Source organism: Paenibacillus sp. FSL L8-0494 (genome assembly GCF_038003695.1).
Classification (GTDB): domain Bacteria; phylum Bacillota; class Bacilli; order Paenibacillales; family Paenibacillaceae; genus Paenibacillus_AQ; species Paenibacillus_AQ odorifer.
Map to the genome: position 1 here is coordinate 6399327 of NZ_JBBOPQ010000001.1, position 17601 is coordinate 6416927.

A 17601-nucleotide genomic window follows, 5' to 3' on the forward strand; every position below is an offset into this window, starting at 1 on the left:
TTGTCAATTGGAAAAGAAAATGTTTACATTCAATAATTTACCACGTAAAATAAACTATTAAATTTTCCATAAACAAGAAATAGATTCGGTACAATGATCAAAAAAAGGAGCAGACGGTATTTAATACCCGTCTACTCCTATAGTGAAACACCGATAAATTATTTTTTGCGATCCATAAGAAAACTGTCTGGGGTGTAGGCGGCCTCGTAGGCGTTGCGCTGTGTTTTGGCCTGTTCTCTCTGTTGAAGCCACTTAGCTGCCTCGCTTTTAAGTTGTTGCATTCTTGTAATTATCATAGGATCGGTCTCCAACAACTCTCGTAACTGATGATGCTGGATTACACCGATCGACTGTTTTTTCACATGCTGTTCGAGTTGATCTATCAAAATTTGACGTTGTTCGACGAAATCATTTAATTCTTCATATGAACAATTATCTAGTCTATTAATAATATCTTGAGTAATCTTATTTAACTCTAAGATACAATTATCCATGGGTCTTCTCATGTGTTGGTACCAGCTTTGACGCCTCTAACCAAGTTACTCGAAACTCAGTCAAATACTGTAACGCCTCTTCTGCAGGTACCTTGTCCTTCTTCACATTTGCTTGAATCAACAAATGATTTATATATTCGTATAGATCATTCAAACTTTTAGATATGTCATAGGTAGGATCCAGTGTCGACATCAATTCACTAACAATTGTTTGCGCTTTCCCCAGGTTAATGTTTGTCTTTTGATAGTCAACTGAATCTATTCCTTCCATACCCGCCCTTACAAATCTAATCGCTCCATCAAATAACATAATCAGTAACTGTGAGGGGGTCGATGTTTTTACCGATGACTGACGGTATTTTTCATAAGGAGAATTTATCATTTGTGTCACCCTTTACTTCATATTAACTCGATAAGAGACTAGTCAAACTTGAGGACTGAGAGTTGTATTTATTCATTGCTGTTTCCATCGCAGTAAATTGTTTGTAATATCTGGTCTCCAAATCATTTAAGCGATCTTGCAAATTACTGATTCGCGAGTCATAATCCTTCAACATTCTACCCATAACACTTTCTGTTTTATATACACTTTTAATATCTGTAGAATATTTTGATGTACCTGCCTTCAAAACAATTTTATCCAAGGCTTTATCGGCTGCATTAGATACCGCCCCAAATATTCCTCCTGTTTTATCTATTGCTGTACCGCGGAATAAATCATTTACCTTTTGAGGATTGGTTAATATAGCTTGTTTAAGTTTATCCTCATCTAGATACAGTTTTCCATTCTCAAAATATTGCCCTGTAGTAATCCCAATTGAACTAAGATCGCCTAGTTTTGATGTTATTGCTGATCGTAGATCCGAAATTGCAGTTGAAAGAATAGAGTCATTTTTAAGCAAGCCGCTTTTAGCCTTCTCCTCCCACAACTCAATATCTTTGTCTGTCATTGCTGCTTTCTGTTCATCTGTCAGAGGGGTATAAGCTCTGTACTTCTCTTCACCTATTTTGTTTGCCATTAGACTTATAAGGTCATTATATGTTTCGACAAATGCTTTGATGGTTTCCATAGACTTATCAGGGCTTGTCTGAGTCGATATCGTTGAGACACCACCAGTGGTATCGCTTTTAGCTAGAAGTGTAAGTTCCACCCCATTTATTGTTAACGTATTAGAGTTTGAAGTATATTCTTCTTCCACTCCGGATGTTTTCACTTTAATTAATGCATCAGCTGCACCGTGGAATGAACTAGGGTCATTACGATCCATATTCATTAAGTCTAAAAAAGAACCACTTAACTTATCATTTTCAATAACATTGTCTGTTCCATATTTGTTAGCCTTAATCGACAACTTCCCACTAACTTCATCGAAGACCGCAGTTACGTTTGCCGAACTGTTATTAATTCTAGCCATGGCTGTTGAAATGGTATCCTCAGATGTAAAGGTAATTGTCTCTCCCCCGTCAATCACAAGCTCAAAAGGAGAGGCTGTACTACTTACTAAGTCACTAAGTAGCGTATTTAGTGTAGCTTTACCTGCGCCAGAAGACGTTGTTAATTTAGTTGTTGAATCTAATGAGGATTTAGATGCAAGCTTTTCCACAGTAACCGACATTTCAACTCCATTAGCAGCTGCAGTAGCCTCGGCCCGAATCGCAGATGTATTTCCCGACACAATAGCTTTTTGTGAATTCATTTGGGAGGCAGTATTCCATTTAATCAATTTATTCATTTTAAGGTCAACTAACTTAGCGTTAAACTCACGATAGCTGTCTCTTTGCCACCCCAAAATTGTTTTCTGTTGATTAAGTTTATTTAGCGGTTCCCGTTTTGCTGTCATCATTTCTTTTACAATACTATCAACATCTATTCCAGAAGAAAGTCCACTTACTCTCATCGCGTCTCATACAGCTCCTCTCTATACACGTTCATCAATAAGAATTCCAGCGATTTCCATCATATTAGCTACCAAATCAAGTGTTTTTTCAGGTGGAACCTCACGTATCAGTTCACCTGTTTCTTTGTTCATAACTTTTACCATTAAGGCGTGGGTTTTCTCATGAATACTTACTTCCAAGGAGGTCGTTGGCCCTTCTAATGCTTTAACAGCACGAGCGATGTTTCGGAGCAGTTGTTCTTCCCCAATTGGAACCTTAATTCCTTGTCTTTCCATTGTAATTAAGTCCGAGGCACTATTTGCTTTCGTTCTCTCGTTGTTATCTTTCTTATTAGTGGTCTCGTAATTCGGATTACTGTTAGTCCGATCTATCGATTTGGCTGATAGAGAAAACTGGAAATCCATTAGCAAAACCTCCACGAAAATTAGTATTAGTTTATATATCGGTATAAGATCAAAGTTATTGCAGTGGAGTTATGAATTTATTTTTAATAGGTTAACTCTAGATCAATAATAGTGCCTCTTCTATAAACTAGTATGTTATATATCTATTAAAAAATGCTGCTGTGCCCAACATCTTTGTTTAAATTTACATCTAATGGATCCGTCCATTTCTCTATAAACAACCATTCCACTTTCAATGTTCTTTTCATAGACTGATGCACCAATCCCTACTGAAACTCTATCGCCAATTATACAATTACCAACGATTGAGGAATAAGGCAGTAACGATACACCTTTCCCCAGCTTCGGATAGATTCCATTTTGAGCCCCAACCGTACTACCTTGCCCAACGACTAAGAAATCGGAATATTCAGCCTTGCCCAGCACCGTTCCCACAGTGTGAAAGAGCAAAAAAATATTTGGTAAATTCGTATCGTACATACAACTAAATCCATGAAATGCTTTATTAATATAAAAAATTTTATTAGCTAATGCCGTATTTCCACTTTCTTTCCATACGGTATTCGACAAGAACCAAAGAAAAATAGCGTATTGATCAGAATGCAGATGATTGAAGAATGTAGTACCATTTTTCCTGTAAGACTCCAAAGCTATCTTGGAAAAACAATACTCTGTACGATCTAAGGCAAGATCAAATAGAGAGTTCCCAACTTCTTGAAAATGGACTATTTGTTTGTCTGGAAAAAAATGATTAAGTTGAGCTGATGTATACTCTTTAAAGTTATATAAAGGGAGGGATAGTTCTATTAGAATCGCTCCTTTCCATTAACATGTTTTGAAAGGTGGATTTTTTCAATCATTCCAAGAGTCAATATTTATTAGCTCTATATTTAAATGCTGCTGTACAATTATCTGTTTAATTTCTTCCAAATAATTAGGATTCATTACAATTACCGTTGATAACTCCTTGTCTTGTAATACGTTAATACCAACTATTTCATGACCTGTTCCAGGTAAATATTTGCCTACTTTATTTGGATTCACATCTATTACACAATTAATATACTTCAAATCTGGATCAATTAAATTCAAAAAGGTTACACCTTTGGCACCTGCACCCCAAATCGCAATTTCACCCTTTTCAGAATGCTCAGCGAGACGATCCTGTACTTTCTGCTTCCATTCCCTCTCATGCTGAGAAAACTGCATACTATTTGTTACAATATCCATTATAGATGTGAAATCATCGAATTTCTCACTAGTCTCCACAAGCCTAGCCTCTAACCACATATATTGGCCATTAAATAGATGTTCAATATTCACTACTTCAAATCCAGCTAATTCAAATGCTTTAGCTAGAGAACTCTTATTGAAATAAGAACAATGTTCATAGAAAAAATCAAACATTACTTTATTATTAAAAATCCATTCTACACATGGTGTTTCAAAAAAGACTCTAGCATTAGGAGAATGAATTAGTGCCTTTCTAATTGTCTTTAGTAAAACTAGTGGCTCCGAAATATGTTCTATAACATGCCGGCAAATAACAACATCCGCCTTTATATGAACACACTCTTCATCGTACAACCTCTTCTCGAATCTCAATTTCCCATCTAGCTCCACATCAGGTCCAATATAACTCGGATCAAATCCATATCCATAATTATTGCCAGCTTCAACTATTTTTCTTAGAAAAATACCTTTTCCACAACCTACTTCTACAACATTTAGATTTCTTACGCCGTTTTTATTAACAAGGTTAGAAGTAAGTTCATTTAAATACTTTTCAAAATACAACGAATAGGACTGAGTATTCTCATAATCACTACCATAAACAACCTTATCCGAATCAAAAGAGCTATTATAAACAAAACCACAGTCTATACATTGGAGAATGTTTAGATCACCTTTTACAATCTGCTTTGCGCTCTCTAAGCTATTAATCAATAGATTTTGAAACACTGGTATATTCTCACGAGTTATGATGCTCTTTAGATTTGTTGATTCACATACTGGACAGTTATTTCTCGTCACCATTCTTGCCTCCAAAAAGATAGGATTGCCACCACTCTACGGTTTCATATATTCCTTGTACTAAAGTGACAGAAGGACTCCAGTCAATATTTTCTCTCAACCGTTCTACGTTAGCCAACACAATTTCCGGTTCATCTACTGAAGCTGGGATTGCATTAAGCTGAATAAGTTCCTTCTTATTTAGAATATCCGCTATATTACTTACAATTTCATGCAATCTAATTGGCTTACCTGAACCAATGTTAATAGGACCACTAATCTCACTATCTAATACATTAACTAACGCTTTTGCTGCATCCTTAACATACAGATAATCACGAATTTGCTGTCCATGTGTACATTTTGCTTGTTCACCTTTTAATAAGGATAAAATAACAGAAGGAACCAGACGAAGTTCATGTTCCCGAGGGCCATACAAATAAAACACCCGTGCCCATGCACTAGAAACTCCATAATGTTTTTGGTACGACATTAACATATGAAATAATGAATTTTTACTAGATCCGTATATACTATTGTAATTAAGAGGAGTCTCCAGCTCACTGCAAATCCCCTGACTCAAATCATATTCGGCACAGGATCCCACACCTACAATCCTCTTTCCTCCTAAAGAACAAAACATATCAAATAGTGATAAGCTCGCTTTTAGCCATTTAAAATTCGCAGACGAATTCCAATACTGACCTGGTGTAGTGTCCCATGCAAGATGCAAAAGATGCGTAGGAGAATTTATTAATGTAAACATCTCCCTCATCTGATCGTCATTGAGTAAATCGACCTTCAGCCAAGTAATTTTATCGGTATTTTTTTTGTTTACAAGACTTGACGTAATTGCATAGATTTGATCCTCTTTTACTGCCAACTCATTTAGTACATGACTTCCTATAAATCCATTTGCACCAGTTACAATAATTTTTTTCATTGCTTATACCTAACATAATTCAAATCTTTTTCGGAAATTATTCTATCATTTTCTTCTTTCGGCCATACTATATTAAAGTCCGGATCATTCCATTTTATTCCACGTGCGTACTCATCTTTATAAACTTGGCCCATCTGATAAAATACTTCAGTATCATCAGATAAAGTTTGAAATCCGTGTGCGAAACCCTTGGGTATATAAAGCATTTTATAATTAGTCTCTGATAATTCTATACCAAACCATTGTTTATAGGTCGGTGAATTAGGCCTAATATCAACGATAACATCATAAATGGAACCTTTAGTACAGCGAACTAATTTTGTTTCTTCATAAGGAAATGCCTGATAGTGTAAGCCCCTTAAGGTTCCCTTTTTTTTATTATATGAAATATTGCACTGTACAAAAGAGTTGTCCAATCCTCGACTCGCGAATTCTTCATGACACCAAGATCTTGCGAAATGCCCCCGCGAATCAGTTAATAACTGCAATTCTATTAGATAGGATCCAGCTAATGTCGTTTCTGTAAAGTGCATTTAATCTGCCTCCATTTACTCTGTTGCTATACATTTCAATCCCCATCTGGATCTATAGTTATTGAAGGTTTTTCTTCTTCATCATAATATTTCGTATGAATATGACTCCCTGTGATTTCCTGATTATTCAATAATAGACGCCTCCGGTACTGGTATAATCCATTTACCGCCCCATTCACGAATAAAAGAGGTCTGTTCCATGATCTCCTCTTTCAAATTCCAAGGTAGAATAAATACATAATCTGGTTTTGTCAACTTCAACTGATCTGGCGAATAAATAGGAATCCTCGATCCTGGAAGAAAAGCTCCCTGTTTGTATGGACTTCGATCCACTGTATAATCCAAATAGTCACGATCAATACCACAATAATTAATTAAGGTATTTCCTTTAGCTGGGGCACCGTACCCTACAATAGTGCTCCCCTGATTCTTAAGGTCAATAAGAAAACTCATAATCTGTCTCTTTAATTGAACTACCTTTGTATAGAACCCTGTATACGTCTCTACATTTGTCATACCATATACTAATTCTTTTTCCAGCATTTCATAAACAGCCGGACTGATCGCAAGTTCTTTATTTTCTGAATGACATGCATAAATTCGTATAGAACCACCATGAGTCTCCAACTGCTCAACGTCATAGATCGAAAGATTGTGCTTAGCAAAAAGTCGACTAACAGTCGTAAATGAAAAATAGGAATAATGTTCGTGATATATAGTATCAAACTGATTATGTTCTAAGAGCTGAAACAAATGAGGGAATTCCATCGTTATAGTCCCTTGGGGCTGTAATAGAATTTGCATTCCTTCGACAAAATCATTTAAGTCAGGAACATGGGCAAGTACATTATTACCGAGCAAGAGATCTGCCATCTTCCCTGCTTCCCTTAGGCTTTTTGCTAATTCAGTTCCGAAAAAATTTATCGAAGTATCGATCCCTTTTTCAATAGCGGATTTCGCGACATTTGCTGCAGGCTCGATCCCTAATACAGAGATCCCTTTTTCCTTAAAATACTGTAATAGATAACCATCGTTACTAGCAATTTCAATTACACGTGTCTCACTTGTATAACGATACCGTTCTATCATTTGTTCAACATAAATGCGGCAATGATTTAACCAACTATCCGAATAGCTGCTGAAATAAGCGTACTCACTAAATATATGTTCTGGAGACTCAAATTCCTCTACCTGAACCAAAAAGCAGTGATCACAAACATAAGTTCTTAATGGATACATGTATTCCATCTGATTTATAGATTTCACATAAGAATTTGCCAAAGGGGAAATCCCCAAATCTAGAAAAGTGGTCTTTAGTTCTGTACCACAAAAACGACATATTCCGGTTGACATTTATTCATATCCCCTTATGTTATGAAAGTCTAGCAGCTTTTATTTTTTCATAGTTACTTATTTGTCTTAACGTTAAATCATTAAGACTATTACTCATATAGTTTGTATACCAATCCATCGTCCATTCAATTGATTGTTTAACAGGCAACTCTATACCCCAATTTAACAGTTTTTCAGCCTTCTCACTGTTGAGGACCAGCGTTGTAGCTTCATATGGCTGAGTATCGGATTCATATAACACCTCTAATTTATTCCCAAGATATTTGTTACATTCTTCAATGAGCTGAGCAACAGATATAATTGAGGATTCACCAGGGCCAAAATTCCACGATCCTATATACTTTTCTCCTGATTCCCACATTTTTTGGGCTAACAACAAATACCCATTCAAACAATCCAATACATGCTGCCAAGGTCGGATAGCTTGGGGATATCTGATATTCAATGGTTGTTTATTAGTAATAGAGCGAATGATATCTGGAATAATACGATCAGGAGCCCAATCCCCTCCACCTATAACATTGCCCGCTCTGGCAGATGACAATAATTTACTACTATTCGTATAGAATGATCTTTCATAGGCGGTTGTCACAATCTCAGAACATGCCTTACTCGCACTATAAGGATCAGAACCTCCAACAGGGTTCTTCTCTATAAACCCCAGTAATGAGTTACTACTGTTTTCGTAGCATTTATCTGTGGTTACATTAATAACTAATCGGACTGATTCAGTATGCCTAGCTGCTTCTAACATATGAACCGTACCCATAACATTAGTAGAGAATGTAGCTATCGGCTCAATATATGACTCTCTTACTAAAGGTTGAGCAGCAAGATGGAAAATGATCTCTGGTTGAATCTTTTGAATAAATATTTGTAGCCGTTCGTAATCCAATATATCACCATACATAGAGTCCATATTTTTTGAAACTTGAGCAATTCCATATAAATGTGGCTCACTCACTGGTAAAGAACTACTATATCCGTATACATCAGCTCCTAAATGCTGAAGCCATAACGATAACCAACTACCCTTGAAGCCTGTATGTCCTGTAATAAGTACTTTCTTAGAGACCCAAAAATTAGTTTGCATCAATTACCACACTTTCCAAGGAGCGGTCCCTGTGTTCCACATTTCTTCTAGCTTGTTCTTATCTCTTAGAGTGTCCATTGGCTGCCAGAATCCCTCATGCATAAAGGCTGATAGTTCTCCAGATTTCGCCAACCTCTCCATAGGTTCTTCTTCCCACGTTGTATTATCACCACTTATTAAGTCAAAAACCTCTGGTTCAAGGACAAAAAATCCCCCGTTAATCCAGTTTCCATCTCCCATTGGCTTTTCCTGAAATCCTATAATCTCATTTTTCTTAAACTCAAACGCCCCAAACCTTCCCGGTGGCCGAACCGCTGTTACTGTTGAGAGATTATTTTTATTTTTATGAAATTCTACAAGTTCTAATATATTAACGTCACAAAGACCATCTCCATATGTAAAGCAGAAAGTTTCATCACCAACATACTGTTGGACTTTCTTTAGCCTTCCTCCCGTTAGGGTGTGTTCACCTGTGTCAACTAATGTCACTTTCCAAGATTCCGAGTTATTTTTATGAACTTGCATTTCATTAGTTGTGAAATCGAATGTAACATCTGATGTATGCATATAATAATTCGCAAAAAACTCCTTTATTAAATATCCTTTATAACCCAGGCATATAATAAATTCATTAATTCCATAGCTCGAATATACTTTCATAATATGCCAAAGCATTGGAGCCCCACCAATCTCCACCATTGGTTTGGGCTTAACTACTGTTTCTTCGCTCAATCTTGTGCCTAGCCCACCTGCTAATATAACTGCTTTCACCCGCTAAACATCCCTTCTAAGGATAATCTCCAATTCCACCCCAGAGGAATTGTTTGTAGCTGCCACATTGCAGTAATAGTACGTCATACCAGATATTTGAATACGTTCAATATCCTTACTAATGTTATTTTTGTCGAATTGAGGGTGTTTTAAGATTAATGCTAATTGACCTCCATGATTTAGCTTGGAGCTCAATTGCGCAATGATCAGAGGATGATTATTTAAATTATTTGAATCGTATTCGAAAATGATATAATCAAATTTCTGATTTTTCAGCTCAATATCAATATTTTCAATATCTCCTTGGATGTAGTCATCTGAAACCGTTATGATATCTTGCAGGTATTTATGATCCAAACAATAATTCGTTATACACGTATCAAGTATTCCTTTTTCTCTCAACATATTTTTCAACTGCAATGGGTTACTACCACATCTAGTATTGACTCCTAAAATTGATGCATTAGTACATGACAATTTAACTGAAATTTCTTTAAGCAATCCAATATTCATTACAGCATCTGTCCATGAGTCCAAATTATACTTATCTATAAAAATGTCCCTACTTACATTTAGTGAATTATTATTGACCTGATCATCTCGCACCGTAACAGAGCCAAAGTGATAAGTAAATGTGTCTTTACAATATATCAACTTATAACCTGCTCTTCGAATACGAAAACTAATATCATCATCAGCAAACTCACCATAATAAAATCTAGGATCATAATAATCGATTTGTTTAAGTAACTCTGTTCTAACCATTAATACACATGGAAGCAGTCTTACTCGTTCTTCCCATTTGCGAGGATCCGAATGGTTGTAACGTTCTGCGAACTGAAGCATTTCTTCAAGGTTATTATATTCACCGTTAATCTGCTGTAGATTACTAATCATACTAGCCCCAGGTGATACATACCCTATCCTCTCGTCAGACTCAATACATATTAATAAATTCTCTAACCAACGAGGAGTGAAAATAAAATCATTACATACACAAGCCGTATATTTACCCTCAGCGACTCTCATACCTTCATTAAAACCGTTAGTAACACCTACATTTTTCATCAAATGAAGCGGCTTGACAGATGGCAATGAATCAAAATATTCCCTAGTCCCATCTGTTGAACCATTATTAACAAGAATTAACTCATAACTAATGTCTAGTGTATATTTCAATATACTTTCTATACATAATTTAGTGTAATCCAATTTGTTATACGCCAATACAATAATACTTACCAGTGGTTTCTCAGTTAACGAATTGAGATATCTGTTATCTTCGATAAATTGTTCGATTGCATTAATTAGTGCATTATCCCTTGTTACATCTATCGCTTTTTCAAAAAAGTAATTTGATTGGATAAGATTGTTACGCAACTTATAGACATATCCAAGGTTAAAAAGCACATCTATATATTCTGAATCAATAAGTAATCCCTTCAATAACAATTCCTCTGCCTCATGTAGTTTATTCTCAGCTACGGCTATAGCAGCTTTCATCGTGTAGATTTCGACCTCTTTAACCAAATAGCTATTATCTTCAAGCTCTGACATCAACTCTTTAGCTTTATAGAGATCACCACTATGAATATATTCTTGAATTCTCTGAGCTATCATTATTTAATCCCCATTCATTTTTTTGATTAATTTAAGACGCATCCACCCAAGAAACTAAAGGGAACTTTCGTTTAATTTCATTCTTTAAGATATTCATAGCTTTAATATCGCCCTGTTTTTTATAACAGTCATAACAGCGTTCATAAGTATTATAATCAGGTTTCAGATCCATAAGCTTGCTATAGAATAGATGAGCATCTTCAATATACCCACTATGTAAACAAAGATCTCCTAGTAACGTGATAGTCTTTATATTGTATGGTTGTTCATCATATAATTTGATTAACATATCAATAGCTACCTCAACAAAACTATATTCTGCAAGGAAAAAGCACAAGTTATATTTAGTTTCAACACTACCTCTATAAAGAAACTCTAATACAACTTGAAAAACATCAAACTCTTGCAAGATTACAAGGTGACGAGAAACTTCAAAAAGCAATTTTTCCACATGAGAGGTTAAGCGGATAGTAGAATTGTCTTCTCTATTAATCAAATTGACTATTGTTTCACTTTCCTTTTTGCTCACATTTAGAAGTGGCCGTACTCTATGAAAAAGAGACAGATCCTGAAGGATTATTGCAAGCAACAGCAGATCTCCTCCTACTTCATCAGGTAGCTGTGAAATATTGGACCACTGTATCCGAGCTAACTCATATTTTTTGTTATACTGCGATGCAACAGCACAAATATATGGCTGAGTTTGTAACTTATACTTCGCAATATATTCATTTAAAAGTGGATGTCTTAGTTCATATAGTGTATCAATCAGATTTCGTAAGTCATTAATGTTCTCAACGTTATAGATGAGCTCTAAATTTTGATATACATCATCCGCAGGTATGTTAGCTTTAGAAACGATCTCGAAATATTTTGTGAGTGCAGGTATATGTGTTTTCTTCTCTTCAAGAACTTTGATTACTAACTCATAGCTCTCAGCCAACTTCCTTTGCCGCTCATATACTTCAGCCAGCATAAATCTCGCTTTATAGCCACCTGACCCTTCGTAAACCATAGCCCCTTGTCCCTGATCCCCCATCAAAAGACACTTTCTAAACGATAGCTCTGCATCTTTAAGATATCCAGCCTCCATAAATAATTGCCCCTGAGTATAACTCATTTCAGAATCCTCACTATACAAACGTACAGCTTCATTAATAACACTCAAACCATCTTCATACCTATTTAGTTTACCTAGAGTAGATGCAAACAAAGTTAATAGATCGGGCAAATACAAGGTACTTTTACTTAAGGGATAGGCTTTCTTAAAGTAATTCACTGCTTTATGGTATTGACCAAGGCTTAAATATAATTTCCCCATATTAAACAAATTAAAGCCGTTAGGATTTTCTTCAACTTCCCTAATCATGATAGGAAGATTCCGTTGCAGCTTGTCCTTTTCTTCTATGGTTTCATTACTATAACCAGTATGATGAAGAAGTAAATCCACATCATTACCCACAAATTTAAATCTTTCATCAAATATATTTAAATGCTCATGAAGTTGATTTTCAAAGTAGAGGTTTTCATTATTTACGAATAACCTTACGTTATAATGAATAAATGTTTGATCGAATGATAGATAATTTTTAATTTTCAAAACATAATAATCGAACCCAGTAACACATACCTTATGAATATCTGAATCTTCATCAAGGTATTCATCTGCATCCATTACCAAAATATAGTCGCATGAAGATTGCCGAATACTGAAGTTTCTTGCTTCAGCAAAACTTCCTGTCCATTGAAAACTATATATGTTAGAGGTATATCGCTTTGCAATTTCTATTGTATTGTCCTCTGAACCAGTATCTACAATAATAATTTCCTCAACCTTACCAACGACACTATCCAGACATCGGGCAAGTGTTTTCTCCTCGTTCTTCACAATCATGCATAAGGACACTGTTTTCTTCATGACTACCTCTCAGTTCTAGGGATAAAAATTCATACTATTATTATCGGTCGTAACCAAATACATGATAAGTAAAGAAAATGAAATCAGCATATTAACCACTTAGAATTTCAAAACGTTTACGAGCCAACTTATAATTATATTGGGCAGATAACTCGTAATATTTCCTGGCCTTATTCAAATCACCAGTAGTTTCATAAAATACCGCTAAATTATAGGTTGCTAAAAATGTACCTGTCCCTTTTACACTCTCATATTTATCCGTATCTCCTATAGATAAACACTTTAGATAAGATTTCTCTATTAATGGAAAATATCTTATATATTTATTGATATCACTAAAAACTAGTTCCATGTAAAACAAACCACTGACGAAATAGAAGTCTGGAAAATCGCTTAACAGCCTAGCCTCCTTTTCTATCAGTGCAAGTCCCTCTTCGAAATTACCCACCCCTAACATTGTATACAAACACTCGATTATCAATTGTGGCTTGTACCCGTCTATATCAGTAATTCCACTATAACATCTTGATAGATAGGCCTCAGCATTAATAAAATCCTTTATTATTCTGTACTCTTTACCTAGTTGATAAAGAAGATAATTATCATCAGGATATTCATCTAGCTCAAGTTCAAGCATTTTTATATTTCGTTTGTACTTATCTGATTTGTAATACCCATCATGATAAACATAAATCGGCACATTTTTCCTTGGAAGATCGGAAACAATCTGCTCATGGATTTTTCCTGTGTAGAATAGCCCCTTTGGAAATAACCTAGTAACATTCGCTTCTGACTCTCTTAACTCCCCATCGTAATCAAAACTATTAGTAATTCTGATTCGTCCCAATGAATTATTATTAGTGATAAAATCATCAATTTCTTTCCGTGAAGCTTTAATGATACGATCATCAGCATCCAATACTAAAATCCAATCTCCTTCACACTGTTCCAACGCAAAATTCCTTGCAGCTGAGAAGTCATTCACCCATTGAAAATCAAATACTCTCGCTCCATAAGCACTTGCTATTTTCTTGGTATCATCTACAGATCCAGTATCAACTACAACTATCTCATCTACGATTGACCTCACACTCTCAAGGCATCTTCCGAGCTTCTCTGATTCGTTTTTTACAATCATTGCTAAAGTTAGCATAAAAAAATCCTCCAATCATAAATAAATAAATAAATTAATTAATTAATAAAATAAAAAAAGACCCTAGTTAAACTAAGGTCCCTCCTAAAACAGTAAAAATTAACGAAGCAATTGAAGAACGCCTTGTGGCTGTTGATTCGCTTGTGCAAGCATAGCTTGTGCGGCTTGGGAAAGAATACTATTCTTCGTTTGAGCCATCATTTCTTTAGCCATATCTACATCGCGAACACGAGATTCAGCTGCAGTGAGGTTTTCAGAAGATGTATTCAAGTTATTAATTGTGTGTTCCAAACGGTTTTGAACAGCACCAAGTTTCGAACGTTCTGTAGAAACTTTAGCGATCGCTGCATCCACAGCTACTAGCTCTGTTTGTGAATTAGCTTTAGTCGTTAGATCACCAACAGTAGTCATTAACGCTGCTGCATCCATGTCACCAAAAGTATAAGATATCTTTTGATTGGCATTAGCACCAACTTGGAAATCAACAGCTGTTGTAGATCCATCCCAAAGTTTTTGAGTATTAAATTCTGTGTCATTTGATATCCGTGTGATTTCGAGTGCCAATGCTTGGTACTCTTCATTAATCGCTGCACGGTCAGCTGTTACGTTAGTATCATTTGAGGATTGAACAGAAAGTTCACGCATACGTTGAAGAATGGAGTGAGTTTCATTCAATGCACCTTCAGCAGTTTGAATCATGGAGATACCGTCTTGAGCATTACGAGATGCTTGATCAAGACCACGGATTTGACCGCGCATTTTCTCCGAGATCGCCAAACCAGCGGCATCGTCACCAGCACGGTTAATACGTAAACCGGAAGAGAGTTTCTCAATATTCTTGCTAGTGTTACCAGTGTTAATAGATAGTTGGCGGTGAGTATTCAGCGCCGCGATATTGTGGTTGATAATCATTTGAATTTCCTCCTTGGATTTTAACCCTCACATCCATGTGATAGGTGTATATATATTATTGGTTAAATCATCTTAACTCTACTTTAGATTAACGAAGCAATTGAAGAACGCCTTGTGGCTGTTGATTCGCTTGTGCAAGCATAGCTTGTGCAGCTTGGGAAAGAATACTATTCTTTGTTTGCGCCATCATTTCTTTAGCCATATCTACGTCACGAACACGGGATTCAGCTGCAGTGAGGTTCTCAGAAGAAGTATTCAAGTTATTGATAGTATGCTCCAAACGGTTTTGAACAGCACCTAACTTAGAACGTTCTGTAGATACTTTACCAATCGCTATATCAAGATTACCAAGCGCTGTTTGTGATTTAGTTTTATCTGTCAAATCACCTATAGCAACCATCAATGTAGTAGCATCAGCTTTAGAGAAAGTATAGGAAATAGTTTGTGCTTTATTAGCGCCTATTTGGAATTCAACAGCTGTTGTAGATCCATCCCAAAGTTTTTGAGTATTAAATTCTGTGTCATTTGATATCCGCGTGATTTCGAGTGCCAATGCTTGATACTCTTCATTAATCGCTGCACGGTCAGCTGTTACGTTAGTATCATTTGAGGATTGAACAGAAAGTTCACGCATACGTTGAAGAATGGAGTGAGTTTCATTCAATGCACCTTCAGCAGTTTGAATCATGGAGATACCGTCTTGAGCATTACGAGATGCTTGATCAAGACCACGGATTTGACCGCGCATTTTCTCCGAGATCGCCAAACCAGCGGCATCGTCACCAGCACGGTTAATACGTAAACCGGAAGAGAGTTTCTCAATGTTCTTGCTAGTGTTACCAGTGTTAATAGATAGTTGGCGGTGAGTATTCAGCGCCGCGATATTGTGGTTGATAATCATTTGAATTTCCTCCTTGAAATATATTAGTTCCACATCCATGTGGTACGCCAAACCGTTAAGGTCGGCCGCCCTGCGGGTTCAGCGTCTAAACTATATATCGACAACATACCATGATCTGTTTAGAGTAATTTAGTAATAATCAATAATTTTTCAGAACTTTTATCCTATACTAAAAAAACGGGTCTGCACATCATGCATTTTCCCGCTTTTTCGTGAGATTTAAATACTATCTTGGATTCCTCTTAGTCGATCCATGATCACGTTAAGATCAGATGGTGCAGTCGCGACTGATTCACGATTTGCTTCCTGAATAGACAAGTATATCTCTTTGCGGAATACATCAACATGTTTTGGAGCCGAGATACCAATCTTAACAGTATCCCCTTCCACACTTAGAACCGTCAACTCTATCTGATCCTGTATAACGATAGACTCCCCTTTCTTACGGGAAAGCACGAGCATATTATCCACCATCCTTTCCGTCTACAATCAACTTCTCCTGTAACAAGGGATGCTTTGTATGGTATGAAGCACTATGCAAAACAATCTGCTTTCCGGTGTTAGCATCAGGATTCAATACGATAGGTCCCAGCAGATTTATTGTGGATAGTTGAATCTGATCCTTCAGTGTAATAATACAGCGAATCAGTAAACTCGATTGAATCTCTAATTCCTCAGCATCAGCATCAGGAAGTTCAAATTCATAAGATGGGTAAAACAAAAAAGGATCGCCTAGTAGAAACGATAATCCCTTCTCCCTAACCGATTGTAAATACCAAAAGGAAGTATCCTCCATAGTTATCAGTACGAAATCAGTCTCTTCATCGAACCCGGGTATTCCCTTTGAGAAATGAAATAACTGATCTTCATTTACTTCCAATGTACCCCAGGATAATGTCTCTATAATCAAAATGATCACTCCTTAAAAGTATTACTACGTAAAAATTATTTCTTTTATTAATAACATTTCAAAAAAAGCAGAAAAGCTATAGAGGCGCTCTCAAGCACATCTATAGCTCAAGAGCTACAATTGAAAATTCACTTCCGGCGGAATAAAATGTATGGAAGCGTATTGCTGCATGTATATATTTAACTTGCCACGAGTGTATTCAATTTCCGGACGACGCCCTTCCACTTGAATGTGAACCTCTGCAGGGTGAAATTCAATTTCCGGATCCCTTGTCTCAAAATGAATATCCACATTATCGTATGATGCTGGTCCTCGAGTCTCAGGAAACGAATTTGGTTCTGTGTCTGTGCCATATACTTCCGCAATCGTATTGCCTGGTTTAAAAAAATGGGCCATTCGATTTCCCTGTTCTACCTTCCTAGCAATTCCCTGAAGATACAACTGCTGTATGCCTGAATAAATTCGCTTGTTCATGTCGGGCAAACTGCCCCCGGTAAAAGCCGCCCAAGCTCTAGATTGGTCTATTAAAAGCTCTGGACGAAAAGATTCAACCGTAAGCTCCGCCGAAGTGGTTGTAATATTCACCTCTGCTTTGGGCTGGGTGATGGATAAGATCCCTAAATCAGCATCCATGCCAATCAAAGCAGGTGTCTGGCGTATTTGTAGTAGCGGTTGTAGCACGAT

General features: G+C 36.4%; 19 protein-coding genes. All 19 read right to left on the reverse strand.

What is annotated here, in order from left to right; translation table 11 throughout:
* Positions 1–158: 158 nt before the first annotated feature.
* Entirely contained in the window at positions 159–494 is a 336-nt protein-coding gene (locus NYE35_RS28925) for a hypothetical protein (RefSeq protein WP_341122314.1), read from the reverse strand.
* Positions 487–876, reverse strand: a complete 390-nt coding sequence (fliS, locus tag NYE35_RS28930) for a flagellar export chaperone FliS (protein WP_036678499.1) — start codon at positions 874–876, stop codon at positions 487–489. Before fliS ends, NYE35_RS28925 begins: the two co-directional genes overlap by 8 nt.
* Before the next feature lie 22 nt (positions 877–898).
* Positions 899–2392, reverse strand: coding sequence for a flagellar filament capping protein FliD (gene fliD / locus NYE35_RS28935; RefSeq protein WP_341122315.1), 1494 nt, complete (start codon positions 2390–2392; stop codon positions 899–901).
* A 21-nt stretch (positions 2393–2413) separates the two neighbouring features.
* Entirely contained in the window at positions 2414–2797 is a 384-nt protein-coding gene (locus NYE35_RS28940) for a flagellar protein FlaG (protein WP_076137249.1), read from the reverse strand.
* 135 nt (positions 2798–2932) lie between these two features.
* Positions 2933–3277: a hypothetical protein gene (locus NYE35_RS28945; protein ID WP_076279145.1), complete on the reverse strand. Its 345-nt coding sequence runs from the start codon at positions 3275–3277 to the stop codon at positions 2933–2935.
* A gap of 372 nt (positions 3278–3649) precedes the next feature.
* Complete coding sequence (locus tag NYE35_RS28950) at positions 3650–4834, reverse strand: class I SAM-dependent methyltransferase (RefSeq protein WP_341122316.1); 1185 nt, start codon at positions 4832–4834, stop codon at positions 3650–3652.
* The gene (locus NYE35_RS28955) at positions 4818–5753 is read right to left on the reverse strand and encodes an NAD-dependent epimerase/dehydratase family protein (RefSeq protein WP_341122317.1); all 936 of its coding nucleotides are present in this window, start codon (positions 5751–5753) and stop codon (positions 4818–4820) included. The genes NYE35_RS28950 and NYE35_RS28955 overlap by 17 nt, the downstream gene beginning before the upstream one ends.
* Positions 5750–6286, reverse strand: a complete 537-nt coding sequence (gene rfbC, locus NYE35_RS28960; protein ID WP_341122319.1) for a dTDP-4-dehydrorhamnose 3,5-epimerase — start codon at positions 6284–6286, stop codon at positions 5750–5752. The genes NYE35_RS28955 and rfbC overlap by 4 nt, the downstream gene beginning before the upstream one ends.
* 123 nt (positions 6287–6409) lie before the next feature.
* The gene (locus NYE35_RS28965) at positions 6410–7639 is read right to left on the reverse strand and encodes a class I SAM-dependent methyltransferase (protein ID WP_341122321.1); all 1230 of its coding nucleotides are present in this window, start codon (positions 7637–7639) and stop codon (positions 6410–6412) included.
* A gap of 19 nt (positions 7640–7658) precedes the next feature.
* Positions 7659–8735, reverse strand: coding sequence for a CDP-glucose 4,6-dehydratase (rfbG, locus tag NYE35_RS28970; RefSeq protein WP_445321960.1), 1077 nt, complete (start codon positions 8733–8735; stop codon positions 7659–7661).
* Positions 8736–9503: a glucose-1-phosphate cytidylyltransferase gene (gene rfbF / locus NYE35_RS28975; RefSeq protein WP_076279140.1), complete on the reverse strand. Its 768-nt coding sequence runs from the start codon at positions 9501–9503 to the stop codon at positions 8736–8738.
* 3 nt (positions 9504–9506) lie between these two features.
* Complete coding sequence (locus NYE35_RS28980) at positions 9507–11123, reverse strand: glycosyltransferase (RefSeq protein WP_341122323.1); 1617 nt, start codon at positions 11121–11123, stop codon at positions 9507–9509.
* A 31-nt stretch (positions 11124–11154) separates the two neighbouring features.
* Positions 11155–13041, reverse strand: coding sequence for a glycosyltransferase (locus NYE35_RS28985; RefSeq protein ID WP_341122325.1), 1887 nt, complete (start codon positions 13039–13041; stop codon positions 11155–11157).
* Between the two features lie 91 nt (positions 13042–13132).
* On the reverse strand, positions 13133–14194 hold the full coding sequence (locus NYE35_RS28990; protein WP_341122326.1) for a tetratricopeptide repeat-containing glycosyltransferase family 2 protein: 1062 nt from the start codon (positions 14192–14194) through the stop codon (positions 13133–13135).
* 99 nt (positions 14195–14293) lie between these two features.
* Positions 14294–15106, reverse strand: coding sequence for a flagellin N-terminal helical domain-containing protein (locus NYE35_RS28995; RefSeq protein ID WP_076137237.1), 813 nt, complete (start codon positions 15104–15106; stop codon positions 14294–14296).
* 88 nt (positions 15107–15194) lie between these two features.
* The gene (locus NYE35_RS29000; protein WP_341122328.1) at positions 15195–16007 is read right to left on the reverse strand and encodes a flagellin N-terminal helical domain-containing protein; all 813 of its coding nucleotides are present in this window, start codon (positions 16005–16007) and stop codon (positions 15195–15197) included.
* Between the two features lie 219 nt (positions 16008–16226).
* Positions 16227–16469 (reverse strand): carbon storage regulator CsrA, encoded by a 243-nt coding sequence (csrA, locus tag NYE35_RS29005; RefSeq protein ID WP_341122329.1) that lies wholly within the window; start codon positions 16467–16469, stop codon positions 16227–16229.
* A gap of 1 nt (position 16470) precedes the next feature.
* Positions 16471–16917, reverse strand: coding sequence for a flagellar assembly protein FliW (locus NYE35_RS29010; RefSeq protein WP_341122331.1), 447 nt, complete (start codon positions 16915–16917; stop codon positions 16471–16473).
* Positions 16918–17031: 114 nt separating this feature from the next.
* A complete protein-coding gene (locus tag NYE35_RS29015; RefSeq protein WP_341122333.1) occupies positions 17032–17598 on the reverse strand; it encodes a DUF6470 family protein in 567 nt (188 codons plus the stop codon).
* Positions 17599–17601: the final 3 nt, after the last annotated feature.